This is a genomic window from Acidimicrobiales bacterium, assembly GCA_041394185.1.
In the GTDB taxonomy this organism is placed as follows: domain Bacteria; phylum Actinomycetota; class Acidimicrobiia; order Acidimicrobiales; family Poriferisodalaceae; genus JAAETH01.
Map to the genome: position 1 here is coordinate 811944 of JAWKIQ010000001.1, position 26871 is coordinate 838814.

At 64.8% G+C, this 26871-nt stretch carries 22 protein-coding genes; 16 read left to right on the top strand and 6 right to left on the bottom strand.

Going from position 1 to position 26871, the window contains the following annotated elements:
* Positions 1 to 20 precede the first annotated feature (20 nt).
* Entirely contained in the window at positions 21 to 848 is an 828-nt protein-coding gene (locus R2770_03900; protein MEZ5279593.1) for an enoyl-CoA hydratase-related protein, read from the top strand.
* 15 nt (positions 849 to 863) lie between these two features.
* On the opposite strand, the gene R2770_03905 is transcribed toward R2770_03900, so the two are convergent.
* A complete protein-coding gene (locus R2770_03905) occupies positions 864 to 1976 on the bottom strand; it encodes an LLM class flavin-dependent oxidoreductase (protein MEZ5279594.1) in 1113 nt (370 codons plus the stop codon).
* On the bottom strand, positions 1973 to 2572 hold the full coding sequence (locus R2770_03910; GenBank protein MEZ5279595.1) for a WHG domain-containing protein: 600 nt from the start codon (positions 2570 to 2572) through the stop codon (positions 1973 to 1975). Before R2770_03910 ends, R2770_03905 begins: the two co-directional genes overlap by 4 nt.
* An 87-nt stretch (positions 2573 to 2659) precedes the next feature.
* Between R2770_03910 and R2770_03915 the strand changes: the two genes are divergently transcribed.
* Together R2770_03915 and R2770_03920 are read left to right on the top strand one after the other, a co-directional pair.
* Positions 2660 to 3358: a hypothetical protein gene (locus R2770_03915; protein MEZ5279596.1), complete on the top strand. Its 699-nt coding sequence runs from the start codon at positions 2660 to 2662 to the stop codon at positions 3356 to 3358.
* 65 nt (positions 3359 to 3423) lie between these two features.
* Complete coding sequence (locus R2770_03920; GenBank protein MEZ5279597.1) at positions 3424 to 4482, top strand: LCP family protein; 1059 nt, start codon at positions 3424 to 3426, stop codon at positions 4480 to 4482.
* Positions 4483 to 4653: 171 nt separating this feature from the next.
* Here R2770_03920 and R2770_03925 read toward each other — a convergent pair whose 3' ends face one another.
* Positions 4654 to 6435 (bottom strand): NAD(P)/FAD-dependent oxidoreductase, encoded by a 1782-nt coding sequence (locus tag R2770_03925; GenBank protein MEZ5279598.1) that lies wholly within the window; start codon positions 6433 to 6435, stop codon positions 4654 to 4656.
* A 154-nt stretch (positions 6436 to 6589) separates the two neighbouring features.
* Here R2770_03925 and R2770_03930 point away from each other — a divergent pair, with 154 nt between their 5' ends.
* On the top strand, positions 6590 to 7606 hold the full coding sequence (locus R2770_03930) for a TIGR03617 family F420-dependent LLM class oxidoreductase (GenBank protein ID MEZ5279599.1): 1017 nt from the start codon (positions 6590 to 6592) through the stop codon (positions 7604 to 7606).
* A gap of 22 nt (positions 7607 to 7628) precedes the next feature.
* Here the strand turns inward: R2770_03930 and R2770_03935 are convergent, their stop codons facing one another.
* Together R2770_03935 and R2770_03940 are read right to left on the bottom strand one after the other, a co-directional pair.
* Positions 7629 to 8642: a methyl-accepting chemotaxis protein gene (locus R2770_03935; GenBank protein MEZ5279600.1), complete on the bottom strand. Its 1014-nt coding sequence runs from the start codon at positions 8640 to 8642 to the stop codon at positions 7629 to 7631.
* 52 nt (positions 8643 to 8694) lie between these two features.
* On the bottom strand, positions 8695 to 9570 hold the full coding sequence (locus R2770_03940; protein ID MEZ5279601.1) for an MBL fold metallo-hydrolase: 876 nt from the start codon (positions 9568 to 9570) through the stop codon (positions 8695 to 8697).
* A gap of 50 nt (positions 9571 to 9620) precedes the next feature.
* Here R2770_03940 and R2770_03945 point away from each other — a divergent pair, with 50 nt between their 5' ends.
* Positions 9621 to 10844 carry a DUF4032 domain-containing protein gene (locus R2770_03945; protein ID MEZ5279602.1) on the top strand — a complete coding sequence of 408 codons (1224 nt, stop codon included), beginning with the start codon at positions 9621 to 9623 and terminating at the stop codon, positions 10842 to 10844.
* Here R2770_03945 and R2770_03950 read toward each other — a convergent pair.
* Positions 10785 to 11834, bottom strand: a complete 1050-nt coding sequence (locus R2770_03950; protein MEZ5279603.1) for a LacI family DNA-binding transcriptional regulator — start codon at positions 11832 to 11834, stop codon at positions 10785 to 10787. The genes R2770_03945 and R2770_03950 overlap by 60 nt on opposite strands.
* Positions 11835 to 12120: 286 nt before the next feature.
* Between R2770_03950 and R2770_03955 the strand changes: the two genes are divergently transcribed.
* The 11 genes from R2770_03955 (at position 12121) to R2770_04005 (ending at position 26835) form a co-directional block, all read left to right on the top strand.
* Entirely contained in the window at positions 12121 to 13239 is a 1119-nt protein-coding gene (locus R2770_03955; GenBank protein ID MEZ5279604.1) for an extracellular solute-binding protein, read from the top strand.
* 58 nt (positions 13240 to 13297) lie between these two features.
* Positions 13298 to 15001 carry an ABC transporter permease subunit gene (locus R2770_03960; GenBank protein MEZ5279605.1) on the top strand — a complete coding sequence of 568 codons (1704 nt, stop codon included), beginning with the start codon at positions 13298 to 13300 and terminating at the stop codon, positions 14999 to 15001.
* Positions 14991 to 15890, top strand: a complete 900-nt coding sequence (locus R2770_03965; GenBank protein MEZ5279606.1) for a sugar ABC transporter permease — start codon at positions 14991 to 14993, stop codon at positions 15888 to 15890. Before R2770_03960 ends, R2770_03965 begins: the two co-directional genes overlap by 11 nt.
* Before the next feature lie 215 nt (positions 15891 to 16105).
* A complete protein-coding gene (locus tag R2770_03970) occupies positions 16106 to 18127 on the top strand; it encodes an alpha-amylase family glycosyl hydrolase (GenBank protein MEZ5279607.1) in 2022 nt (673 codons plus the stop codon).
* Positions 18124 to 19797 carry a glycoside hydrolase family 13 protein gene (locus R2770_03975; GenBank protein MEZ5279608.1) on the top strand — a complete coding sequence of 558 codons (1674 nt, stop codon included), beginning with the start codon at positions 18124 to 18126 and terminating at the stop codon, positions 19795 to 19797. Before R2770_03970 ends, R2770_03975 begins: the two co-directional genes overlap by 4 nt.
* Entirely contained in the window at positions 19790 to 21625 is a 1836-nt protein-coding gene (locus R2770_03980; GenBank protein MEZ5279609.1) for a glycoside hydrolase family 13 protein, read from the top strand. The genes R2770_03975 and R2770_03980 overlap by 8 nt, the downstream gene beginning before the upstream one ends.
* 43 nt (positions 21626 to 21668) lie before the next feature.
* Positions 21669 to 22823 carry a sn-glycerol-3-phosphate ABC transporter ATP-binding protein UgpC gene (gene ugpC, locus R2770_03985; GenBank protein MEZ5279610.1) on the top strand — a complete coding sequence of 385 codons (1155 nt, stop codon included), beginning with the start codon at positions 21669 to 21671 and terminating at the stop codon, positions 22821 to 22823.
* 27 nt (positions 22824 to 22850) lie between these two features.
* On the top strand, positions 22851 to 23258 hold the full coding sequence (locus tag R2770_03990) for a heavy metal-responsive transcriptional regulator (GenBank protein MEZ5279611.1): 408 nt from the start codon (positions 22851 to 22853) through the stop codon (positions 23256 to 23258).
* Between the two features lie 34 nt (positions 23259 to 23292).
* On the top strand, positions 23293 to 25503 hold the full coding sequence (locus tag R2770_03995; protein ID MEZ5279612.1) for a heavy metal translocating P-type ATPase: 2211 nt from the start codon (positions 23293 to 23295) through the stop codon (positions 25501 to 25503).
* Positions 25500 to 25700, top strand: a complete 201-nt coding sequence (locus R2770_04000; protein MEZ5279613.1) for a heavy-metal-associated domain-containing protein — start codon at positions 25500 to 25502, stop codon at positions 25698 to 25700. The genes R2770_03995 and R2770_04000 overlap by 4 nt, the downstream gene beginning before the upstream one ends.
* Before the next feature lie 19 nt (positions 25701 to 25719).
* Positions 25720 to 26835, top strand: coding sequence for a hypothetical protein (locus tag R2770_04005; protein MEZ5279614.1), 1116 nt, complete (start codon positions 25720 to 25722; stop codon positions 26833 to 26835).
* Positions 26836 to 26871: the final 36 nt, after the last annotated feature.

The following is a 26871-nucleotide window of genomic DNA, read 5'->3' on the forward strand; positions in this document are numbered from 1 at the left end:
GTTGGCCGCATCGTGAGGCAATGTACGACGAGATCCTTTACGAGGTCGACGACCCGGTAGCGACCATCACCTTGAACCGACCCGAGGCTCTTAACGCTTGGACGGGCACCATCGAGCGAGAGGTCGCCGATGCTCTGCAGCGCGCGGCAAACGACAAGTCGGTGGTCGGAATAGTCGTCACCGGCGCCGGCAAGGGTTTCTGTGCCGGCGCCGACATGAACACGCTGCAGAACCTGAGCTCGCGCGATGCCGCCGAAGCCGGGGCAGAGGCCTCCGACCCGGTGCGCTCCGAAGACACCGAACCTGGAGACTTCGACGGCCGGTTCCCGAAGATGATGATGGTGCCCAAGCCGATCATCGCAGCGGTCAATGGTGCCGTCGCGGGCATGGCCTACCCGTTCGCTCTCAGCTGCGACCTGCGCGTAGGCACGCCGAACTCGCTGTTCGTCACCGCCTTTGCTCAGCGGGGTCTGATTGCCGAGTGGGGTCTCAGCTGGTTGTTGCCCAAGTTGGTTGGGCCATCGGTGGCACTCGACCTTTTGATGTCCTCGCGGCGCGTGAAGGGTCAGGAGGCGCTCGATCTCGGCCTGCTCAACTACATGGTCGAACCAGACGAGCTCCTGGGCTTTTGCCGGTCATACATCGAAGGCATCGCTGCAAACTGCTCGCCTGCCTCGGTCGCGGTGATGAAGCGCCAGGTCTACGAAGAGTTGCACCAGGGCCTGGGCCGAGCAGAGCTGAACGCCCAGCAGCTGATGGCCGACAGCTTCAAGCGGCCCGACTTCGCCGAGGGCGTTCGATCCTTCGTCGAGAAGCGCCCACCACAGTTCGACCGAATCGGCGACTGACAGGCTGCCAGTCGGCTAGCGGAACGAGAAGACCCTGGTCTCCTGGGCGGTGTCGGGCCCGTCGAGCAGACCGCGCCTCTGCAGCTCGGGGATCAGGCCGTCGCCGCACCACTGGGCTTCCTCGAGGTGCGGGTAACCCGAGAAGATGAACTCGCTGAAGCCGTGCTGGTGGTACTCCTCGATGCGGTCTGCGACCTCTTCGAACGAGCCGACCAGGGCGGTGCCGGCTCCACCGCGGACCAGGCCGATGCCTGCCCACACGTTGGGGTGTATCACCCGGCGCCCCGGGTCTGAGCCGTGCAGCTCGGCCATTCGCCGTTGGCCCTCCGACATCGTGGTCTCGAAGTCCTTGCGGGCCTCGGCGATGGCATCGGGGCTGATACCAGCAAGAAGTTCGTCGGCGAATGCCCACGCCTGCTCGGACGTGGGTCGTGCAATCACATGGAACCGAATGCCATAACGCAGGGTTCGACCGAGCTTGGCGGCCCTGTCGGCCACGTCGGCGATCTGGGCCTTGGCGGCGGCAGGTGGCTCGCCCCACACCAGGAATACGTCGGCCTGCTCTGCGGCCACCTGCTTTGCCGAGTCGGAGGCTCCACCGAAGTACATCTCGGGCACCGGGTCAGGGATTTGGCGGGTCGTGGCGCCCTCGACCTTGTAGTGGTTGCCTTGATGGTCGATCGGTTCGGCGCCCCAGGCGGCCCGTATCACCGACATGAACTCGGCGGTGCGTTCGTAGCGGGTCTGCTTATCGGCGTAGTCACCAAATCGGTGCAGCTCGCGGGGTTCGGCCCCGGTGACGATGTTCACCAGGGTTCGCCCGCCCGACATCCGCTGGTGAGACGACGCCATCTGGGCCGCCAGCGTCGGCGACAGCAGGCCGGGCCTGAACGCCACGAGGAACCTGATGCGGCTGGTGCGAGCGATCAACGAAGCGGTGGCTATCCAGGCATCTTCGCAACCGGTTCCGCAAGGGGTCAGCATCGCATCGAACCCGGCTTGTTCGGCGGCCATCGCCACCTGGGCCAGGTAGTCGTGCGATGGGGGACGATTGCCGGGCCCGTCACCGGGCAGTACGTCGCGGCTGTCGCCGCCCGTCGGTAGGAACCAATGCAGCTTGATGGTCATCGGCCGTCTCCAGTGAGAGCCTCATCGGGTGAATGGGGAAGTTGGGCCAGGCGCGGTAGTGCGCCGGCCAACAGCTGTACGGCCCTCGCGAACGAGGCGTCGTTGTCGTGTTTGTGGGGGTGTCCGTCGCCGAGCTCGAGGTGCACGAATCCGTGGAGGAAGCTGCGCATGGTGCGCGCCGCGTCGACCACCGACACCTCGTCGAGATGAAAGCCCCGCAAGGACATGGCGATCGTCGACACCACAGCCTCGACCGCAGCCTCCAACTCGGGGTCGCCGGCGCACGGGTAGCGATCGGTCGCCTGGTAGAGGCCGGGGTGAGCGAGAGCCCAGTCGCGCCAGGCGTGAGCCATGGCCACCACGGCCTCTTGGCCACTGCGCCCGATGGCGGCTTCGGCGAGGTGGCGACGCAAGCTGGCTCGGCCGCGAAGGCCCAGCTCGCGCCAGACGTCATCGACCGTGTCGAGATGGCGATAGATGGCGGGCTGCGAAGCGCCCAGTTCTGCTGCGATGCGTGAGCCGGTGACCGAATCGAGACCCTCGGCCTCGACGAGCGCCTCGGCGACGTCGGCTATCGATGCCAGGCTGAGGTCCATCGCGGCACACTATCACGTTGCGTTATGGGGTATAACGCAATGCGATAGGCGTTAGAGCCTGTGTGCGTGGCGCTATCGTTCGCGCCGATGATGCGTCTTGGCGTGCTGCTGTGCGACAACCTCAATCCCGAACACGCCGCAGTGGGCGGCGACTACGACGTGTTGTTCACACGACTGTTGGAGCACCCGGGCGTTTCGCTGCGCTTCTACAACGCCCATCGAGGCGAGCTTCCGCAGGATCGATCAGAGTGCGACGCCTGGCTGGTGCCCGGTTCGCGCCACAGCGTCTACGACAACGTCGAGTGGATAGTCGCCCTGCGTCGGTTCGTGGCAGAAACGATCCAGCGGCAAGAACCGCTGGTGGGCGTTTGCTTCGGGCACCAGATGGTGGGGCTCGAGCTGGGGGCTCCGGTTCGGGCAGCGTCGCAGGGGTGGAGTGTGGGCACGGTCGAATACGACCTTCACCTGCCGCCGCCCGGCGAGATCACCGCAGAGGGCACCTACAGCCTGATCGCGAGCCACAAGGATCAGGTGCTCGAGTTGCCCGACAGCATGGCCCTGCTGGCGTCGGCACCCACATGCCCCATCGCCGCGATGGTGGCCGACGACATTCTCACCGTGCAGGGCCACCCCGAGTTCTTTCCCGAGCTGGCCGAAGCCATCTACCGAACCCGCTTCGAGCTACTCGGCGTCGATCGCGCCGAGGCGGCAATAGCGTCCCTGGGCGCCCCTGTCGACAGTTCTCGAGTGTCTCGATGGATCCTCGACTTCGTGCTCAAACGCTGATGTGAACTTCGACCAAACCTCAGCGGCGCGAGCGATTCCGGCTTGCAAGCTGCGACACTGACGCCGTGCAGACCGGTTCGCCCCACACAACCCAGCCCGCCAGCGGCGCACCCAACCCCATGCAGCGCCTCGAGGAGATGGGCCGCGAGCTCGATGGCAAGGCCACCCGGCCTCGCAGGGCGCGCGGCGGCGCCAACCGCAAGCTGAAGTTCGCTGTGATCGGCGTGGGCGCACTGGTTGTAATGGCGCTGTTCGGCCTGCTGTATGGGACGTGGCGCGTTGGCCAGATCGAGCGGGTCGATCTCGCTGACGTGCTGGCGCCGACCCCCGACAGCGGGCCCACGTGGTTGATCGTAGGTTCCGACTCGCGTGCAGGCATCGACCCAGATCGCCCCGACGCCGGGGGGCTCATCGGCGAGCCGGTTTATGGCGAGCGAGCCGACGCCATAATCTTGGTACGCGACATCCCCGGTGTTGGCGTCCAGATGCTGTCGCTGCCCAGGGACCTGTGGATCGACCCGCCCGGCGACAACAACGCAACGCGCATCAACGGCGCCTACAACGACGGTCCGGCTGCGCTCGTCGAGCTGATCTCGACCGAGTTGGGAATTCCGATCCACCGATACGCCGATGTCAACCTCGCTGGTCTCGATGACGTGGTAGACGCCGTCGGCAGCGTCACGATGAACATTCCCAACCCCGGCTACGACGACTCGATCGGGTTGCGGATAGACCAGGCCGGTGAAGTCACCCTCGATGGGGCGACGGCCTTGGCCTATGTGCGCACCCGCAAATGGACCGAGATCATCGATGGGGTAGAGCGGTACGACCCCACCGGCGACCTCGGGCGCAACCAGCGACAACAGGCGTTCCTCAGGGCGCTGGGCAACAAGCTGGCTTCTATTCGCAACCCGTTCACGCTGAACGGAGCTGTCAGCGGCATCGTCGGCGCGGTCCGCGTCGACAGCGGTGCAGGCATGGGCGACATGTACTCGCTGGCGCGGATGCTGCAGACCGCCACCCAGGCCGAACCCCTGCCCGTCGTCGATCACATCACCAGCGGCGGGGCCTACGTCCTGTTGCTGGGCGACGGTGCAGACGCTGTCTTGGCCAACTACCGCTGACCGACCCGCCCCACCCCTCTGCGAAGTGTCTGTCTGCAGCGCCCCTATAGGGGCGCTGCGCCAGCCCACCTCGGGTGGGCGGTGCCGTGTGCTCGGGGGCGTCCTGTCCCGGCGCCCCGATAGGGGCGCCAGGGACAGACACTTCGGAAGGGGGGCAAGCGGGCGGCGGTGTTACTGGAAGTCGAGGCCGTCGAAGTCGCCCGACTGGCGCCAGGCCTCGATGTAGTCGAAATAAGCGACCGGGCCCTCGGGGTAGCCGACGGTGTTCAGCAGACCGCGACGCCCGGTGTCTTGACCCTCGTTGTTGTAGTACCCGGGGGTGCATTCGAGGTTGCCCGCGAAGCGTCGCCCCCCGCCTTCGAGCCGCTCAACCCACGCGTTCTCTGCCTCGGCGGTGACCTCGACGCGCTGTGCGCCGACGTCGAGGGCGTGTCGAACCACGGTTGCGATGGTGGCTGCGGTGTCGGTGAGGTTGGACGGGATGTTCGAGATCAGGTTGGCGCCCTGATTGGGCTGCACCACGAACAGGTTCGGGAAACCGTGCACGTGGACGCCGTGCAGTGTTCGCATCCCTTCGGCCCAGCGCTGGGACAGCGCTTCGCCATCGCGGCCGAAGGTCTCGAAACCGGCTCGCCTCGAGTAATCGGTGCCCACCTCGAAACCCGAGGCGAAGATGATGCAGTCGAGTTCGTAGTGGGTGTCGCCCACCCAGACGCCGGTTGCATCGATTCGCGACACACCCTTGCCGTCGGTGTCGACTAGTGACACCGACGGCGAGTTGAACGCCTGCAGGTACTGGTCGTGGAAGCACGGGCGCTTGCAGAGCTGGCGATACCAGGGCTTCAGCGCCTCCGCCGTGGCCGGGTCGTTGACTATGGCATCGACCCTGGCGCGAATCTCCTCCATCTTCTCGTCATCGGTCTCGTGGTAGGCACGTTCCATGGCGGCGGGCGAGAACTCGCCGAACTGGACCACCCGGTCTCTGATGCGCTGGCTGATGTCGGTCCAGCCGTCTTGCACGAGGTCTTCGTCGGTGAAGCCACCCGTCTGCAGGATGGTGAAGTTGCGCTTCCACTCTTCCTGCCATCCGGGCCCGAGCGAGGAGAACCATTCGGGGTCGATGGGTCGGTTGTTTCGGACGTCGATGGAAGACGGTGTGCGCTGGAAGACGAACAGTTGACCGCACGACCGGGCCAGGTGGGGAATGCACTGAACGGCGGTGGCTCCGGTGCCGATGATGCCCACCCGCTTGTCGGCGAGGCCGTCGAGCGGCTCTCCGTCGGGGCTTCCGCCCGTATACGCATAGTCCCAGCGGCTGGTGTGAAAGGCGTGACCCTCGAAGGTCTCGATGCCCTCGATGCCCGGCAGCTTGGGCCGATGTAGCGGGCCGGTGCCCATGGCGACGAACCTGGCGCGCATCCGGTCGCCTCGGTTGGTGTGGATGATCCACCTGGCCGCCGAGTCGTCCCACTCGAGTTTGGTGACCTCGGTCGACAGGCATGCGTTGTCGTACAGGCCAAAGTGGCGAGCGATGTTGAGCGAGTGTTCGAGCATCTCGGGCCCGTGCGTGTACTTCTCGGTGGGCATGTGGCCCACCTCTTCCAGCAGCGGCAGATAGATCATGGCGGCGGTGTCGCACTGGGCGCCGGGGTAGCGATTCCAGTACCAGGTGCCACCGAAGTCTCCGCCCTTTTCGATGATGCGTACGTCGTCGATGCCGGCCTGCTTCAGGCGCGCCCCCGCCGTGAGGCCGGCGAAGCCTCCCCCGATGAACGCAACCGTGACCTCGTCGAACAGTGGTTCGCGCTCGGCCGGGGGAACGTAGGGGTCTTCGAGGAAGTGGGCGTACTTGCCGACGGGCTCGAAGTATTGGTCGTTGCCGTCGGGCCGGAGCCGCTTGTCGCGCTCGGCTCGATACCTGGCGTGTAGGGCGTCGCGGTCGATCGTCGTCATGGACAAAGATTTGCAGAACCCCGTCGGGTCGGGAAATCGCAGGTTGCCTGCCGCTCGCCGCCGATCGGGTTCAAGCCCGTCGGGTCTGACATGCTTCGGGTTGCGACCGAATCGCCACGCGACGAACGAGGGGGAGCTCGTGGAGATAGACCTGATGACAGGTGGAACCACCTGGAAGGCCGCAGCCGATCTGGCCGTGAGCCTGCAGAACGCGGGGTTCTCGGGCCTGCTGTACACCGAGACCAGCCAGGTGCCATGGATGCAGATCGCCGCCGCGGCAACCGCTGCGCCCGACATGTTCTTCACCACCGGGATAGCAGTGGCCTTCCCCCGCAGCCCCATGGTGTCGGCCGCTGTGGCCTATGAACTGGCCGACAACACCGGAGGGCGGTTCCGGCTGGGTCTGGGCAGCCAGGTCAAGGCCCACATCGAACGCCGATACTCGGCCGAGTACGACAGGCCCGCAGCGCGCATGCGCGACTATGTGCTGGCGGTGAAGGCCTGCTGGCGTGCGTTCGGCCGCGAGGAGCGTCTGAACCACGAGGGCGAGTTCTACAAGATGAGCTTGTTGCCGGCCGAGTGGTCGCCGCCGCCGCATCAGCACCCGATGAAGCTGGACATCTCGGCGGTCGGCCCGGTGATGACCCGTGTGGCCGGCGAGGTGGCCGACGGCATACACGTGCACCCGTTGCATTCGATGCCCTACATCGAGAACCGACTGCTGCCCGGCGTGGCCGAGGGCGCCGCCAGAGCGGGCCGCGATCCTGACGACATCGATCTGATCATCCCCGTGTTCGCCTGTCCGGGCGACACGCCAGAAGAGCGGGCGGCCTACACCGAGCGGGCCAAGACCCAGATCGGCTTCTATGGGAGCACACCCAACTACGCCTTCCAGTTCGACGACCTGGGCTTTGAGGGAACCACCGGGCGCATCAGGGAGAAGATGAAGGCCGGTGACTTGGACGGGGTCAAGGCCCAGATAACCGACGAGATGCTCGAGACCTACGGCCTGGTTGCGTCGTGGGACGACATGGCCGACAAGCTGATCGCCCGTTACAGCGGAACGGCTGCACGCGTCGTCATGTACCTGGGCCAACAGCAGATGCAGACCGACCCGAACCACCTGGCCAAGTGGAGCGAGGTGGCGCGCGCTGTCAGGGCCGCTGCCTAGCCGTCGGCCTGGGCGTCTGCGCTCAGCGCTTCTCGGACAACATCCGATCGAGCACCCGGAACACTCCGTCGCTGCCCTCTTCCATCACCTTCAGCGCCGCTTCGAGCTCTTCGCAGTCGTTCTCGTCATAGTCCAGCATCTCGAACACGCGCTTGGTTCCGTTGTGCACGACCGAGTGGGGCCGTTCGAGTTCTCGGTAGCTGTTGACGTGACCGAAGCCGGTGCGACCTTCGCCGGTCGTGTACCACTTGCCCAGGCGGCAGCTGTGGTGATCGACAAAGTCGAACATCTGCTCGCGGTGCAGTACCGACCGATACGTGTTGGTCTTCCATATGACATGGTCGAGCTTGGCTAGCACCATGAAGATCATGTCCTTGGTGCTGTAGATCTTGTTCATTGCCCGCTGATTCGCGGCGTTGGTGGCGTGAAGTCGCGTATCGAACTCGCTGATGATCGTGCGTATGTCCTCGCACATCTCGGCCGAGTTGTCCATGCTCTCGGTGACCCGCAGCGATTGAGAGTTGATCTCCTCGACGGCCTTGGTGATGTCCTCGGCGGCACTCTTGGTCTGGTTCGACAGGTTCTTGACCTCGTTGGCCACGACCGAAAAGCCCTTGCCTGCAGTTCCCGCCCGGGCGGCCTCGATGGTCGCATTCAGCGCCAGCAGGTTCGTGCGCTCGGAGATGTTGACGATCACCTGCAGCAGCTTGGTGATGTTCTTGACCAGCTCGTTCATGGTCTCGGTGTTGTCCTTGGACTCGACCACGATGTTCGTGAGGCTGTCGATCTCCTCGGAGATGCGCCTGGAATCGGCGGCCAGGCTGTCGAACTCTCGCTCGACCTCGCCGAACTCTTGCAGGACCTCACCGTTGAACGCCACCGACTCGGCCAGGTTGGCCTGGATGTTGCCGAGACCTTCGACCAGCCGCTCGTTTTCGTACGCCAACACGTCGACCAGGCGGCGCTTGGGTGGGCCGTCGAACGCCGGGGAAGGCTCGTCGGCGACGGGGGTGCTGGCCGGCAGTGTGTCGGTCATCGGTTCTCCTCGATCATCGTCGAGGCTCCCGTCGGCTGCGATAGAGCGTGGGTTAACTCTGAACTGTTTCTGTCGCGGGGCGAACCGGCTGGGCGTCGACCGGCTCGAAGGTTCGTTCGGACCCGCGGGTGCGTACGTGGCCGGCGGTGGGCGGGGCGAAGTGGGTTCCCAGCACCAGAGTTTCGGTGTCTTGGAGGTCGTCCAACAGCGAGGCGCGGGTGGCGGTGGACTGCGCCGAGTCGTGGTCGAAGGGTTCGGCAGCCACGTGGGGGTGGGCGATCTGGATGGGCGAATGGAACGCGTCGCCTGTTATCAAAGCCCGGGCCCCCTGCGATTCGATGACCACAGACACGTGCCCTGGGGTGTGGCCGGGAGTCGGGACGAGCCTCACCCATCGGTCGATGTGGTGGTCGGTGTCGACCAGGTCTGCCTTACCGGCCGCGATGACAGGCTCGATGCTGACACTGTGCAGATCGAAGTGGTCGTCGGCCTGCAGCGCCGCCAGCTCTGTACGGGCAAAGAGGTACCTGGCGTTGGGGAAAGTCGGAACGACGATGCCATCGACCTCGACGGTGTTCCAACCGACGTGATCGAAGTGCATGTGGGTGCAAACGACCACGTCCACACCGGCCAGCCCACTTGGGAGAGCGTCGCCCAGCCGATCGACGAACCCGGCGTCGCCCGGCAGGGGGCGCTCGCGCCCGTGCCCGACACAGGTGTCGACCACGATCACCCGATGGGGAGTCTGAACCACGAAGGCGTGGTTCGACAGCCGGATGCGGCCGTCGGGTTCGAAGTAGGGGGCCAGCCAAGCGCCGGTGGCAGCCTGCAGATCGACGGTTGCCCCAGGCAGGAGTGAAGCCGCAGGCACGGCCACTATGCGCTCTTCGACCCGGGTGACTGTGACATCTCCGACGCGCCAGTGCATCGGCCTACCGTACGCGAGATGCCAATATCGGGACAGCCATGAAGATCACGATGAAAACCAGTCACGAGCCCCAGCCCGACCTGCTGGCGCTGCCCTGGTCTCGACCACTCGAACACTGGCCCGACGACGAGTTCGTCAGGTTGCCGCGAGGTCTACACCGCCACGTGGTGCGGTTCCTGCAGGCCCACGGTTCGTACTATGCCCTGAAGGAGCTCAGCGACGACCTCGCAAGGCGCGAGTACGAAATGCTCGACTTCCTGCGAGAAGAGGGCTTGCCCGCCGTGTCGCTGGTGGGAATCGTCACCGAGCGAACCGACGATGATGGCGAGCCTCTGGAAGGTGTGCTGGTAACCCGCCATCTGAGCTATTCGGTCCCGTACCGCATGCTGTTCGGCGGGCTGAGCGACGTGGAGGCGCGCGATCGTTGCGTCGACGCGCTTGCGGTCTTGCTGGTGCGGGCCCACCTGGAGGGGTTCTTCTGGGGCGATTGCTCGCTGAACAATGCCCTGTTCCGACGCGACGCCGGGGCCCTGCGCGCCTACATAGTCGACACCGAGACCGCCGAGCGGCATCCACAGCTGAGCGACGGACAGCGGGTCCACGACCTCGACATCGCCACCGCCAACATCGCCGGGGGGCTCCTGGACCTGGCCGCCGAGGGTCGCCTGGCCACCGACATAGATCCTGGCGCGGTCGCCGACCTGGTCGAGAGTCGCTACACCAAGTTGTGGGACGAGCTGACCGCGGTTCAAGAGGTCGACGACAACGAGCTGTGGCGGATAAACGACAGGCTACGTAGGGTCAACGAGCTGGGCTTTGACACCGAAGAGGTCGAGATGTCACCGACCGGCACCGGAAAGGTGCGGTTTCGACCAACCGTGGTGGAGGAGGGCCATCACAAGCGCCAGCTCGAGCGGCTCACCGGCATCGTCGCCCACGAGAATCAGGCGCGTCGGCTGCTGGCGGCGATCCACGGTTATGGAGCCTGGCTTTCGGCCAAGGACGGACGCGCCGTACCCGAAGCCGTGGCGGCCTATCGCTGGCTGGGCGAGAGGTGGGAGCCCGCCCTGGCTGCCATCCCCGCAGATCTGCGCCCACGCATGGAAGACGCCGAGCTCTTCTACGGCGTGCTGGACCATGCGATGTCGCTGTCGAGGGCCAGGGGGCACGAGGTCGACCTGATCGAAGCCGTGCCGCTGTATGTCAGGGACGTGCTAGCTCAGATTCCCGACACGCGAGGCCTGCTGGACGAGGCCGGGGCTGATACGGCCTGAGGACGAGCGAGACAACAGGTCTGGTTCGAAGACGTAGTGATCGCGGTAGCGATCAGAGCCCTCGAGTTCGGCGACGATGGCTTCTGCTGCGAGGTCGGCCATGTCTTCGAAGGGCTGGCGCATGGTCGTGAGTGGGGGACTGGTGACCGCCGTCAGATCGGTGCCGTCGTAGCCCACCACCGACAGCTCTCCGGGGACCTCGAGACCCATGCTGGTGGCCGAGTGGATCGCGCCCAGGGCCATGAGGTCGTTGGCGGCCACGATGGCTGTGATGCCGCTGGACAACAGACGCTTGGCGCCGGCGCGTGCCCCTTCGAAGGTGAAGTTTGCGTGCGCCACCGCGCTGCTGGGCGCCGACAGGCCGTGCCTGCGGAGGGTCTGATGGAATCCGTCGATGATGCGGTGTGTGGGTATGTACATCTCTGAGCCGATGAGGCATCCGATGCGCGTGTGTCCGAGGTCCACCAGGTGGTCGACCGCCTTGTTGGTGGCGGCGCGCTCGTCGCAGCGGATGTGCGGCACATCGAGGGTGGTGGCTCTGCCGTTGATCAACACGATCGGTGTGCCGTCGGCGACGATGTCGGAGTAGTGGTCGAGGTCGCCGTCGATCTCGGCGTGCCTGCCGCCCATGAACACGATCGCGTCGACCGAGCAGGACTGAAGCTCTTTGACACAACGCTCTTCGGTGTTGGTGTCGGGGTCGGCCAGCACCACCGAGGTCAGCATGCCCCTGCGCGCCAGAGCGGCCGAGATGTGGTGAACAAAGGTGGGAAACACCGGGTTGGTGAAGTCGCCGGCGACGATGCCGACCACGCCGCGGCGGCTGGCCCTTGGTTCGGGAATCTCGTCGACGCCCAGCTGGCGGAGCGCTTCGATCACCCGCTCGCGGGTGGTGGTGGCAACCCCTGGTTTTCCGTTCAGGACGCGGCTGACCGTCGGCTCGCTGACGTTCGCCAGGCTGGCAACGTCTCGAAGTCGAGGCTTGGTCATGTTGGCTGATGTTAGCCACTTTGCAGAACGGCGCCCACAACTTTCTGAAAGCGTGCTTGAGTTTTCATGAAAGGTCGGAGTAGATTGCCGAAACGGAGGGGAAATCTATGTCCCCTCGTGATGAGCCCCGGTCGGGATCGACCGGATTCCAAGGAGAGGGAAATGATCAAGCGTTCACGCTTTTTGATCGCCTTGCTCGCTTTGTTCGGTCTGCTCGCTGCAGCCTGCGGCGATAGCGACTCGGGCGGCGACGACGACCGAGGCCGAGGCGCTTCCGCCGCTGGTCATCTGGGCCGACGAGAAGAAGGTCGAACCGTTGCAGGCTGTGGTGCCCGCGTTCACCGAGCAGACCGGCATCGAGGTCATCGTCGAGCTGGTTCCCTTCGGCGACATCCGCGAGCAGGTCACCCAGGCCGGCCCCGCGGGTGAAGGCCCCGACATCTTCGCCGGCGCCCACGACTGGACCGGTGAGCTCGCCGCCAGCGGCGTAATCTCGCCCGTCGACGTCAGCAGCATCTCTGATTCGTTCGTGCAGGTTGCTCTGAACGGCTTCAACTTCGAGGGCCAGAACTATGCGGTTCCCTACGTCACCGAAGCCATCGCGATGTACTACAACACCGAGCTGATCCCCGAGGCCCCGGCCACCTGGGACGAGCTGGTCGCGGCTTGCGAAGCGGCCGCTGTCGACAACTGCGTTGTGGTTCCCGGTGGTGGCGCAGCCACAGACGCCTACCACAACTACCCATTCGTCTCGGCCTTCGGCGGCTCGATCTTCGCGTTCGATCCGTCGACCGGTTTCGACGCCAGCCAGGTCAACCTCGACTCCGAGGCCACGACCGAGGGCATCAGCTTCCTCGAGGCGCAGATTGCAGCCGGCGTGGTTCCCTCGACCGACTACGACACCGCCAAGAACCTGTTCTATGCAGGTGAGGCCGCCGCATGGATCACCGGCCCGTGGGAGCTCGGCGACCTTCGTGACGGCAAGGCCGAGGGTGTTGGCGAGAACTGGGACGTTGCCCTGATCCCCCAGATGGGTTCGAACCCGGCCCAGCCCTTCGTGGGCGCACAGGGCTTCTTCCTGTCGGCGTTCTCCGAGCAGAGCCTGATCGCACAGTCGTTCCTGCTCGACTTCGTCGCCACCGACGACACGATGCAGGCCTTCTACGACGCCGATCCCCGTGGCACCGCCTGGGTGAACGTCCTCGAGGGCATCGCCGACGACTCGCAGGTCCAGACCTTCGGCAACTCGGCCGCCAACGGCATCCCCATGCCCAACATCCCCCAGATGAACAATGTGTGGGGTCCGCTCGGCGAGAACCTGCTGCTGGTCCGCAACGGTGAACGCGCAGCCGCCGACGCCATGACCGCTGCCGCCGAGGCCGTCCGCGCCGCAGTGGCCGGCTGATAGCCGACCGATCATCTGAACCAGAATCAATCAGCTAACTGACCAGGGGGCCCGACCGGTGAACGAGATCCGCGCAGAGAAGTCTGCTCGACGTTTCGCTCGATACACCGGTCGGGCCTTTTGGGTTCGCACCCTTGCGGTTGCGGTATTCGACGCCTTCGCCGTCAGCGCATCCCTTACATTCATGTCCAACGGCGCCTGGTCGGTAGTGGCCCTGATGGCGTTCGCGTTGGCGCTGGTGAACTGGGCCTATCTGGGCCCGCGCGCCAGGGCTTCCAGGTGGCTCACTCCGGGCCTGGTGTTGATGGCCTTCTTCGTGGTGTACCCGGTCCTGTACACGGCCTACGTGTCGTTCACGAACTGGCAGACCGGCAACATCTTGACCAAGGATCAGGCCATCGAACGACTCCTCGAAAAGGAGATCCGAGTCGCCGAATCCGGCGAATCGGGCGATCTGTTCGTCTACGAGAACGCCCAGGGGGCACTGGCCCTGCTGGTGGTAGGCGAATCGGTCGAACCCTTCGCGGGTGTGCCGCGACCCAGGGGGCAGGCCGGCGAGCCGGTTCCGGCCTTCGAGGTACCGGCCGGTTTCGACACCGAGGCTCCCGCCGAGACCATCGGCAACTACAACCTGCTGACCCGCCTGGCGCTGACCCGGGTGGCCAACCAACTCGAGAACTCAGAGGTCGACCTGCCCGGTGGCAACATTGCCCGGGTAGAGACGCTCAGCTCGTACCGCCTGGTCGTGTCGGGCGCACGCTTCAGCTACGACGCGGGTACCGACGTGTTACGCGACCTGCAATACGACCGCGACTGCAGCCCCTTCGAGGGCAACTTCTACTGCGATGGCGTAGGCGAGGAAGAGGTGTCGCGGGTGGCCTTGCTGGCCAACGACAGTCGCATCGTCTGCGCCGACGGCGTCTGCGACAACGTGCCGCTCTATGCCCTCGATGCCACCTTCACCGGGTGGCGCACGGTCATCGGCTTCGACAACTACGTCGATCTCATCAAAGAAGAGCGCATCCGCACCCCGTTCCTGAGGGTGTTCGCCTGGAACGTCTTCTTCGCGTTCGCCTCGGTGATCATGACCTTCGCCCTGGGCCTTGGTCTGGCCATGCTGGTGAAGAACGAGGCGATGAAGGGCCGCAACATCTACCGGTCGATCTACATCATCCCCTACGCCGTACCCGGATTCCTGAGCATCCTGGTTTGGCGAGGCCTGCTGAACACCCAGTACGGCAAGGTCAACGGTCTGCTGGAGACCTTTGGCATACCAGGCGTCAACTGGCTGGGCGGCACCAATCAGGCCATGGCCGCGGTCTTGCTGGTGAACCTGTGGCTCGGCTTTCCATACATGTTCTTGATCTCGTCAGGTGCACTGACGTCGATACCAGAAGAACTGATCGAGGCGGCCAAGGTCGACGGCGCCGGGCCGTGGAAGATCTTCCGGTCCATCACCCTGCCGCTGCTGCTGGTATCGACGGCGCCCCTGCTGATCGGGTCATTCGCCTTCAACTTCAACAACTTCATCCTGATCTTCCTGCTGACGGGCGGAGGTCCGCCGCTGGTGGGCTACGACGTGCCCGTCGGCGCCACAGACCTGCTGATCTCGTTCACGTTCAACCTGGCGCAGGGGTCGGGCAGGGGACAGCAGTTCGGGCTGTCGACCGCCATCATCGTGTTGATCTTCCTGGCCCTGGCCACCACGTCGGCGATGAGCTTCAGGCTCACCAAGAAGCTGGAGGAGATTTATGCCAACTGACGCTCCCGCCGGTGCGCCCACCCGCCAACGCCAGAGCTTCGGCCGATGGTTCCGCAAATCGGGCAGCAAGCATCTATTGGCGCTACTGGCCTGCGCGTTCTCGCTGTATCCGATCGCATGGGTCGTGTCTGCCGCCTTCAACAGCGTCAACAGCCTGCAATCGACGTCGCTCATACCCAAAGACGTCACGGCGCAGAACTTCCGCGACATCTTCAACAACGACGTGTCGCCGGTCGACACCTGGATGTGGAACAGCTTCTACATCTCGTTGATCGCCGCGTTCTTGAACGTGGTCGTGGCGTCGTTCTCGGCCTACGCGTTTGCCCGCATCAAGTTCTTCGGCCGTCGGGCGCTGCTGACGTCGCTGCTGGTGATGCAGATCTTCCCCCAGTTCCTCGGATTTGTTGCCTTCTTCGTGCTGGCCCAGCAGTTCCGCGACGTCAACGAACACATCGGTCTCAACACCCACCTGTTCTTGATCCTGGTGTACATCGGTGGCGCCGCGGGATTCAACGCCTTCCTGCTGAAGGGTTTCCTCGACTCGATACCACCCTCGCTCGACGAGGCTGCGGTCATCGATGGCGCCAGCAGTTGGGTGATCTTCTCGCGGATCATCATCCCGTTGGCCCGCCCGATGTTGGCCGTGATCTTCATGATCAGCTTCGTCAGCCTGTTCGGTGAGTTCATCTTGGCCAGCTTCTTGCTGAGCGGCGCCGACCAATTCACCTTGCCCGTCGGGCTCCAGGTGTTCCTGCAGGACGGCTACGGCGCCAAATGGGGAGTGCTGGCCGCCACCGCAGTGCTTGCTGCAGCTCCTGTCGTAGCGGTGTTCTTGTATGCCCAAAAGCACATCATCGCCGGACTCACCGGCGGTTCGGTCAAGGGCTGATGCGCTGGTCCCTCCGGGCCGCAGCGGTCACGACGGCACTGATCGTCGTGGCCGCTGCCTGCTCGGGCTCACAAGATTCGTCCGCGCCCACCACAGAACCCGAGCCGTCGACCACCGCTGCCCCGACTACCACTGACCCGACAACAACTGCCCCGACAACAACTGGGCCCGCGGGCCCTCAGCCCGGTCCGGTGGCCGCACCGGTACGGCACCCGGTGACCTCACGCAGCATCTACTTCGTGATGCCCGACCGCTTCGACAACGCCGACCCCACCAACGACACGGGAGGCATCGAGGGAGGTCCGCTCGACCACGGGTTCTTGCCCACCGACAAGGGCTTCTTCAACGGTGGCGACCTCCAGGGTGTCATCGGGCGTCTCGACTATCTGCAGGGCATGGGCGTCACTGCGTTGTGGCTGACTCCACCATTCACCAACAACCCGGTGCAGGGCAGCGGCGAGATCACCAGTTCGTCGGCCGGCTATCACGGCTACTGGCAGATCGACTTCGACAACGTCGACCCACATCTGGGCACCAACGAAGACCTGCGCCAGCTGGTCGACGAAGCACACGAACGCGGCATGCTGGTGTTCCTCGACGCCGTCGTGAACCACACCGGCGACGTCATCACCTATGCCGACGGTTCTTTCGTCTACTGGTCGACGAGCGCCCGTCCGTACCTCGACAGCGAAGGCAACCCGGTCGACCTGGCCGAGTTGGCCGGGGTGACCGACCCTGACCATTGGCCCCTGTTCGACCCTGCCACTTCGTTTCCTCACATCCCGACGTTCGCCTCGCCCGACCTGGCCACCATCAAGTCACCGGCATGGCTGAACGACGTGACGCTCTACCACAACCGGGGAAACACGACCTTCAACGGCGAGTCGGACACCCTGGGCGACTTCTTCGGTCTCGACGATCTGATGACCGAACACCCGCTGGTGGTGCAGGGCATGGTCGACATCTACTCCGACATCGTCGACCGATTCGGTGTCGACGGCTTCCGGGTCGACACGATGAAGCACGTCAACATCGAGTTCTGGCAACAATGGGCGCCGGCGTTGCAGGCAGCCGCCGAGCGGAGCGGAAACGACGACTTCTTCATCTTCGGCGAGGTTGCCAACACCAGCCCCATCCTGCAGTCGAGCTTCACCAACGTCGGTGTGTCGTCGACCCTCGATTTCATCTTCAACGCGGCGGTTTCGGCCTACGCGGGCGGAGGCGGCGGCGATCTGCTGGTGCAGGCATTCGACAAGGACGACTGGTTCACAGATGCCGACAACAACGCCTCGATGCAGGTCAAGTTCTTCGGCAACCACGACCAGGGTCGCATGGGAATGCAGATCCGCAACCAGAACCCGTCCGCGTCCGACGAGGTCTTGACCGAGCGCATGCGGCTGGGGTTCGACCTGCTGTTCCTGACCAGGGGAGTGCCCGTTGTCTACTACGGCGACGAGCAGGGATTCGCCGGCAGCGGCGGCGACAAGCTGGCGCGGGCGCCGATGTTTCCCGCCCAGTCGGACGAGTTCATCGACGACGACAACATCGGGTCTGACGCCACGCCTGGCGACGACAACTTCGACCCCGACCATCCGCTCTACCGCCACATCGCCCAGCTGAACGAGTTGAGGTCGCAGCACCCGACTCTGGTGACCGGCGCCCAGATCGTTCACGATGCGCCGGGCCCGGTGTTCGCGTTCTCGAGGTTCGACCGCGACGAGCGAACCGAGTACCTGGTGGTCACCAACAGCAACGCATCGCTGTCGGTGCCGGCGAGATTCCAGGCACTCACACCCGACACCACGTTCGTGCCCGTCTGGACCAGGTCAGAAGCCGTGGTCGAGCCCGTGATGTCGGACTCAACCGGTGAAGTACTGGTCGACATCGCACCCCTAGCCACAGTGGTGTTTCGGGCTGAGCGCACCCTGGCGCCTGTCGAGACCGGTCCCGAGATAGCGCTCAGCAGGCCGAACGACGGCGCCGAGATACCCAGCTATCGCTACCGGATCGAGGCCGACGTGTCCGCCAGCCGTCACGCCGAGGTCACCTTCGCCGTATCGGTCGACGGCGCCACCCCCGAGGTAATTGGCGTGGACGACGCTGCGCCCTACCGCGTCTATTGGGACAACTCGCACCTGAACCCCGGCGCCACCCTCGAGATCATCGCCACGGTGGTCGACGGCGACTCGGCACCACGGGCAGACAGGGCAACCGCAACGATTGGAGACCGTCAATGACCCTCACCACCAATGCCGGCTCGCGGAACCGCTCGGCTTCAGAGCTGCCATGGTGGCGCCACGGCGTCGTGTATCAGGTGTACATACGCTCGTTCGCCGACGGCAACGGCGACGGCACCGGCGACATCGCCGGTCTGCGCAGCAGGTTGGGCTACCTACACGAACTGGGTGTGGACGCGATCTGGATCACACCCTGGTATCCGTCGCCACTTCACGACGGCGGATATGACGTCGCCGACTATCGCGACATCAACCCTGGCTTCGGCACCCTCGAAGAGGCCGAGGCACTCATTCGTGAGGCCCACGATCTGGGCATCAGGTTGTTGGTCGACCTGGTGCCCAACCACACTTCGAGCGAGCATGCATGGTTCAAGGCTGCGCTCGAGGCCGGCCCGGGCAGCCCCGAACGCGACCGCTACATCTTTCGCGAGGGCAAGGGCGCCGATGGCTCTGAGCCGCCCACCAACTGGACGTCGGTGTTCGGTGGGCCGGCATGGTCGCGTCTGCCCGATGGTCAGTGGTACCTGCACATATTCGATGTAACCCAGCCAGACCTCAACTGGGAGAACCCCGAGGTTCGCCAGGAGTTCCTGGACATCTTCGAGTTCTGGCTCGACCGTGGTGTCGACGGAATGCGCGTCGACGTCGCCCACGGCCTGGTCAAGGACCCGACTTTCCCCGACGTAGACCACCAGACCGCGGTGCTGGCATCAGAACACGTGCCCAACCATCCACATTGGGATCGCGACGGTGTGCACGAGATCATCCGCGGGTGGAGGCAGGTGCTCGACCGCTACGACGAGCGGATGATGGTGGCCGAGGCGTGGGTGCACGCCGACAGGCTGCCCCTGTACCTGCGCTCCGACGAGTATCACCAGTCGTTCAACTTCGACCTCCTCGACACCGACTGGTCGGCGCAGGGCTTCAGGTCCGTCATCGCCCAATCCGCGGCTGCAGCCAGCGCGGTCGGGGCCACCACAACGTGGGTGTTGTCCAACCACGACGTCATGCGTCACGCGACCCGCTACGGGCTTCCGCCCGGCACCGACTGGCGCAACTGGTTCATCGCCGGCCCTCACGGCGCGCTCGATGTCGAACTCGGAGCCACAAGGGCCAGGGCGGCCACCTTGCTGACCCTGTCGCTGCCCGGAGCCGCTTACATATACCAGGGCGAAGAGTTGGGGCTGCCCGAGGTGTGGGACCTGCCCGAGGATGTGCTCGACGACCCCACCTGGGAGCGCTCCGAGCACACGGTCAAGGGAAGAGACGGCTGCAGGGTGCCAATTCCGTGGACCATCGAAGGCCAGTCGTTTGGGTTCGGTGGCCCGGCTTGGCTGCCTCAACCGCCGTCGTTTGGCTCCATGTCGGTCGAGGCCCAGCACAACGACCCACAGTCGATGTTGAACCTGTACCGCAACGCGCTGTCGTTGCGTTCGCAGTGGTTCGCAGCGGACGAGAAGCTCGAGATGCTCGAGTTGGGTCCAGACCTGGTGGCCTTCGAGCGTGGCACCGGTGCACGTTGTGTGGTCAACATGGGCTCGGCCGCCGCGTCCGTGAACACCGACGGCCGCTTGGTGCTGTTGTCTTCGTCGCCCCTGAGCTCGCCCGCTGACGGAGTCGTCCAGTTGCCACCCGACACGGCCGTTTGGCTGGTGCCCGCCGATGGCTGACCCGTCTGGGCCACTGCTGGCCTCGCCGCACCATTCTCCGAGCGCCTACATGGTGTCGAACCCGACGCCTGCGTCCGGCGAGACGGTCGAGGTCAGCGTCGTCGTGCCGGACCAGTCTGGCGTCGGGCCGGTGATGCTGCGCACGGTTCACGACGGTGAGGCGACCTTTGTCGAGGGCCGATCGAGACGTGTAGGGGCATCGTCGGTGTGGACCTTCGACCTGGGCTGCCACAACGAGATCGTCAACTATCGCTTCTGGTGTGGCGGCAGCGAACCCCACTGGTTGACCGGCGAGGGCCTGGTGGGCCACGACCCGACCGATCGCAGCGACTTCAAGCTGGCGACCACCGGCGCTACGCCCAAGTGGGTTCCGGAGACGGTCTGGTACCAGATCTTCCCCGACCGGTTCGCCTCGGCAGACCCGAACAAGCCTCTGCCCGAATGGGCGCGACACAGCGACTGGGATGCCCCAATAGCGCGCGGCCGGGCCGCGATGTCTCAGGTGTACGGCGGCGATCTCGACGGCATCAGCGGCCACCTCGACCATCTGATCGACCTTGGGGTTGGCGGCATCTACCTGACCCCGGTTTTCGAGGCCCGGTCCAACCACCGTTATGACGCGTCCAGCTTCGACCGGGTCGACCCATTGCTGGGTGGCGACGAGGCTCTGGTGCGCTTGGCCCAAGCCTGCCACCGTGCCGGAATTCGGGTGATCAGCGACCTGACCCTCAACCACACCGGAAGCTCGCACGAGTGGTTTCAGGCCGCGCAGGCCGATCTCGGCAGTCCCGAGGCAGGCTTCTATTTCTTCGGCGACGAGCCCGATGACTACGAGGCGTGGCTGGGGGTGGCCTCATTGCCCAAGCTCGACCACTCGTCGGGTGAACTGCGCCGCCGACTGTACGAAGGTCCGCGGTCTGCCTTCGGCAAGTTCCTCGGCGCACCCTTCGAACTCGACGGTTGGCGCATCGATGTAGCGAACATGACCGGTCGGTTGGGACTGTCCGACCTCAATCGACAGGTGCGTTCCGCGGCGCGGGCCACACTCGACCAGATCGATCCCGACAAGTGGTTGGTAGGCGAACACTTCTTCGACTACTCGCTCGACGCCACAGGCCCCGGGTGGCACGGCTGCATGAACTATGGAGGGGTGGCGCGCCCGATTCTCAGCTGGTTGGGTTCAGAACCAGCGCGCCGCACCTTCATGCCAGGCCCGGGCGTCGACGCCCGCGCCGGTGGCTCCGTCGCGGCCTCGATAGACGCTGTGATGTCGTCTGTGCCCTGGCAATTCGTCTTGGGCTCGATGGCACTGATCGGATCACACGACACCTCGCGGTGGCATTCGATGGCGGCATCGCCCGAGCTTGCACGTATCGGCGTGGCCCTGACGATGACGCTGCCCGGTTCGCCATGCATCTTCTATGGAGACGAAATCGGGCTCACCGGAGTTGGCAACCACGAGTCGCGCCGCACCATGCCGTGGAATCGTGACAGCTGGGATCGTGCCGAACTCGACTGGTATCGCTCGCTGATCGCCCTCCGAGGCTCCTCGCAGGCGCTTGCTCACGGGGGGCTGCGCTGGGCCGAGAGGGCCGACGACGCGCTGGCTTTCATCCGCGAGAGTGCCGAAGAGCGCATGTTGGTGCGTGCGTGTCGCGCAGGCGCGCCGGCCCTGCGGCTTTCAGAACAGCTGCTGGGCACCAACCAGGCCGAGCTGGTGTTCGGCGATGGCACGGTCAGCCGTGTCGACGGCAATCTCGAGTTCGATCTGGAAGGCCCGGGCGTCGCAATCTGGCGGATCGGGCCGCAAGCCCTTACACAACTGTGACCTATCGCATAGACTCGCGGGTCGCGAACCGAATGGAGGATCCATGGCTGAAGTGAAGCTGGACAAGATCAACAAGGTCTATCCGAATGGGTTTCATGCCATCCATGACCTGGATCTGGACATCGCCGACAAGGAATTCCTTGTTCTCGTAGGGCCGTCGGGCTGTGGCAAGTCGACGGCGTTGCGGATGATCGCCGGCCTCGAAGAGATCTCCTCTGGCGAGATGCGCATCGGCGACCGTGTCGTGAACGACGTGGAGCCCAAGGATCGCGACATCGCGATGGTGTTCCAGAACTACGCGTTGTATCCGCACATGAGCGTCTACGACAACATCGGTTTTGCTTTGAAGCTGGCCCGGGTTCCCAAGCAGGAGGCCGACCAGCGAATTCGCGAGGCGGCTCGCATTCTCGAGCTCGACGCCCAGCTGGAGAAGAAGCCCGGGCAGCTCTCGGGTGGCCAGCGCCAGCGCGTGGCCATGGGGCGTGCGATCGTGCGTCAGCCTTCGGCGTTCCTGATGGACGAACCGCTGTCGAACCTCGACGCCAAACTGCGCGTGCAGATGCGTGCAGAGATCGCCCGGTTGCAGCACGAGCTGGGCGTCACCACGGTGTACGTCACCCACGATCAGGTCGAGGCCATGACCATGGGCGACCGAGTGGCTGTGCTGAAGGACGGCTTCTTGCAGCAGGTCGATTCGCCTCAGAACCTCTACGACAAGCCCTCGAACGTATTCGTTGCGGCCTTCATCGGTTCGCCTTCGATGAATCTGCGCGAGGCGTCGCTGGACGGTCACACCCTGGTTCTGGGTTCGCACCGGCTCGAGGTGCCAGAAAAGGTGTTCGCCGAGCGGCCGGGTCTGGCCGGTTATGCGGGCCGCAACCTGATCGTCGGGTTCCGTCCCGAGGATCTCGAAGATCTCGAGATGGTGCCGTCCAAGGAAGGTGCGGTGACCATCCCGGCGAAGGTGTCTCACATCGAGGCTCTGGGATCTGAGATCATTGCTCACTTCCCGCTCGATGCTGCTGCTGTCGATGCCGGTGACCCCGACGCCGTCGAAGAGATCGGCGAGGACACCATGGCCGTTGGACGTTTCGATCCTCGCAGCCGGGCTCGCGCCGGTACCGACCTGGTCGTCGCGATCACCATGGAGAACCTGCATTTCTTCGACCACGACACCCACCTCGCCATCTGGGAGTAGGCCCAACGCGGCCCGGGAGGCTCACCGATGCGAATCGGCGAACTCGCGGACTCGGTCGGCGTTACCGCCAAGACCATCCGCTATTACGAGTCGATAGGCCTGTTGGCCGAACCCGCTCGCACGCCGTCGGGCTATCGCGAGTACGCGGACAGCGATCTCGAGCGCCTGAGGTTCGTAAAGGATGCCCAGTCGGCCGGCCTGTCACTGGCCGAGGTCGCGTCGGTGCTCGAGCTGAAGGGTGCCGGCGCTGGTTCGTGTGCCCATACCCGGCGTCTGATCGAGGCGAAGCTGGACGAAATCGACGCTCAGCTGGAGACCCTCAAGTCGACCCGCTCGGCGCTGGCCGAGCTGGCCGCTCGGGCCAGCACCCTCGACCCCGCCGAATGCACCGACCCGAACCGGTGCCAGGTGATCCTTTCTCGCTCAGACCCTTGACCTTCCAGTCGGCTGGAACCCTTAGACTCGACCCATGGCTACCCAGACCAGGCGAGACCTGAGCGTCGACGGCATGACTTGTGCCGCCTGCGCCAACCGGATTCAGCGCAAGCTCGGGCGCATGGACGGCATCGACGAGGCCAACGTGAATTTCGCCACCGGCAAGGCCACGGTGGTGCACGGCCCCGCGATAGACCTGGAAGCGATCCGGCAGGCGATCGAGGACCTGGGCTATGGGTTGCTCGACCCCGACGACACCAGCGAGTCGGCCGAGGAGCGCCGCGAGGCCGATCTGAGGCGCAGGCTCATCGTGGGTGTCGCGCTGGCCCTGCCGGCGATGGTCATCTCGATGGTGCACACGCTGCACTTCCAAGGCTGGGAGTGGGTCGTGGCGGCGGTGTCGACGCCCGTTGTCTTCTGGTCCGGATACACCTTTCATCGCGCCGCCATTCTCAACATCAGGCACGGCTCGACCACCATGGACACCCTGGTGTCGATGGGGTCGACCGCCTCGTGGGTGTGGTCGGCGGTCGTGTTGTTGTTCGGCGTGGGCGAGGGCCACATCTACTTCGAGACCGGTGCTGTAATCGTCACCCTGATCTTGCTGGGCAAGTGGTTCGAGGCCAGGGCAAAACGCCGTTCGGGCGACGCGATAAGGGCGCTCGCCGACCTGGGAGCGCGCACTGCACGGCTGGCCGATGGTACGGAGATAGCCCTCGAGCAGCTTCAGGTCGGTATGCGATTTGTGGTGCGTCCCGGTGAGAAAGTGGCCACCGACGGGGTAGTCGTCGACGGTCGGTCGGCTGTGGACGAGTCGATGGTCACGGGCGAGCCGGTGCCGGTCGAGGTAGGCCCGGGCAGCGAGGTCATCGGCGCCACCATCAACACCAGCGGTGTCATCGAGGTCGAGGCCGTCCGAGTAGGCGCCGACACCGCCCTGGCCCAGATAATCCGGCTCGTCGACGAGGCTCAGGGCAGCCGCGCCGAGGTTCAGCGCCTGGCCGACCGGGTTTCGGCGATCTTTGTTCCGACGGCCATGGGTATCGCGTTGCTGACGCTTGTCGCCTGGTTCGTCACCGGGCACCCCGCCAACGAGGCGTTTACTGCCGCGGTTGCGGTCTTGATAATCGCCTGCCCATGTGCGCTGGGCCTAGCCACACCTTTGGCGATCATGGTCGGCACCGGCAGAGGCGCACAGTTGGGCGTCATCATCAAGGGCGGCGAAGTACTGGAAGACACCAGGGCCGTCGACGTGATCGTGCTCGACAAGACCGGCACGGTAACCGAAGGCAAGATGTCGGTTGCCTCGGTCTCGGCCCCTGGGCTCGACGCAGCTCAGGCCGCCCAGGTCAAGGGGATGGTCGCCAGCGTCGAGAACATGTCAGAACACCCGATCGCCCGGGCCATTGCAGCCATGTCGGCAGACCTGGCGCCAGTGTCGGAGTTCGAGAACCTGGCGGGCAGGGGAGTCATCGGCGTGGTCGATGGACAACCGGTGCGTGTGGGCCGTCCGATGCTCTTCCAGCAGGTTTCGGCCGCACTAACCGCGGCCGCCGAGCAGGCCGAGAGCGCCGGCGCCACCGTGGTGTTCGGCGGCCGGGGCGACACCGCAGAGCTCGCAATCGCCGTGTCCGACACCGTAAAGGCGTCGTCGGCGCGGGCGGTCGAGTCGTTTCACGAGCTGGGGTTGGAGGTCACCCTGTTGACCGGCGACAACAGGCGCGCGGCCAATACGGTCGGCGAAACCGTGGGTGTAGACCGGGTCATCGCCGAGGTGTTTCCCGAGGACAAGGCCAACGAGATCAAGGCGTTGCAGGCCGCGGGCCACCGCGTGGCCATGGTGGGCGACGGAATCAACGACGCTCCCGCGCTGGCGCAAGCCGACCTCGGAATAGCCGTGGGCACCGGCACCGATGTGGCTATGGAGGCTTCTGACCTGACGGTGGTGTCTGGCGACCTGCGCGCGGTCGCAGACGCCATCGCCTTGTCCAGGCGCACCCTCACGACCATCAAGGGCAACCTGTTCTGGGCGTTCGCCTACAACGCGGCGGCGATACCGCTGGCTGCCTTTGGGATCCTCAACCCCATGATCGCCGCCGCAGCGATGGGTATCTCGTCTGTGTTCGTCGTCACCAACAGCCTTCGGCTGCGTCGATTCGCCGGCTATCGGCCCCGCACAGGGCGCCAGCAAGGTCAAAACGCATCGCCGACCGAACCGCCAAGAGAAACGGAAGCAATCGCATGAGCGACACCATCGTGTTCGATGTACCGGGGATGAGCTGCGGCCACTGCGTGGCTTCGATCACCAAGGAAGTTCAGTCGGTTGACGGGGTGCAGTCAGTCGACGTCGACCTCGACACCAAGAAGGTCACGGTCGTCGGTGGCGAGCGTGGCGCATTGGTCGCGGCTATCGACGAAGCCGGATTCGATGTAGCGAGCTGACACCCGCTATCAAGGTGGCGTGCTGAACAAGTTCGATGACTATCCGATACACCAGACGCCCGAGCCGATAGCCCACCCGGCCGACTCCGACCGGAACTTCTACGACCGCACCTGGTTCAACGGGTACTCGGCCGACGGCGGCCAGTACTTCGGCATAGGGATGGCGATCTACCCCTATCGAGGGGTGCTCGACTGTGCGTTCAGCACCGTCGAGCGCGGCGGCCGACAGCACGCGTACATCGCCAGCCGATCGGCCCCCCAGGAGCGCACCGACATGCAGGTGGGTCCGTTTCGAATAGAGATCATCGAGCCGCTGCGACGCAGCCGTGTGATCCTCGACGACAACGAGACCGGTCTGGCATGTGACCTCACGTTCTCGGCCCGCACGTCGGCGATACAGGAGAATCGCCAGACTCTGTGGTCGGGTGTGCGTCGGATCATGGACGCCACGCGCATGGACGTGTTCGGCCGCTGGACGGGCACGGTCAAGACACCTGACGGCGAGTTCGAGGTCGACGACTGGTACGGAACCAAGGATCGGTCGTGGGGTGTGCGAGGCGTTGGCGAACCCGAGGGCGGTAAACCCAGCGGCGGTCGAGTGTTCTTCTTCCTGTGGGCCCCGTTGTTCTGGGACGACCACGTTTCGCATGCGATCTTCTTCGATGGGCGGCGCGGAGAGGCGTTGGCCAGAGAGGGACTGATCGCTCCGCTCTATGACTCTGAACACGACATACCGTCGACGTTGGACGATCCGGCCGAGCGCATGGCCACTGCCCTTCATCGCGTCGAATATCACCAGGGCACTCGTCTGGCCTCATCTGCGGAAATAGATCTGCTTGGGCTCGACGGGTCGAAGCGTACGATTTCGCTCGAACCGCTTCTGCGGTTCCAGATGAAGGGTCTGGGATACAACCACCCGACCTGGAAGCAGGGCATGTATCACGGTGAGTTCGCCACCCACCACGAGGTCTATGAGCCCGACCAACTCGATCTGCTGGCTCCCGAGAACATCCACGTGCAACAGGTGGTGCGAGCCACCGACGGAGAGCGCAGTGGCATCGGAGTGCTCGAACAGATCGTGATCGGACCCTACGAGCCTGCCGGTTTCAAGGGCGCCCTCGACGGCGCGAGCTGAGGGACGGTCCCAAAACTGGCCAGGCCAGGTCCAGCC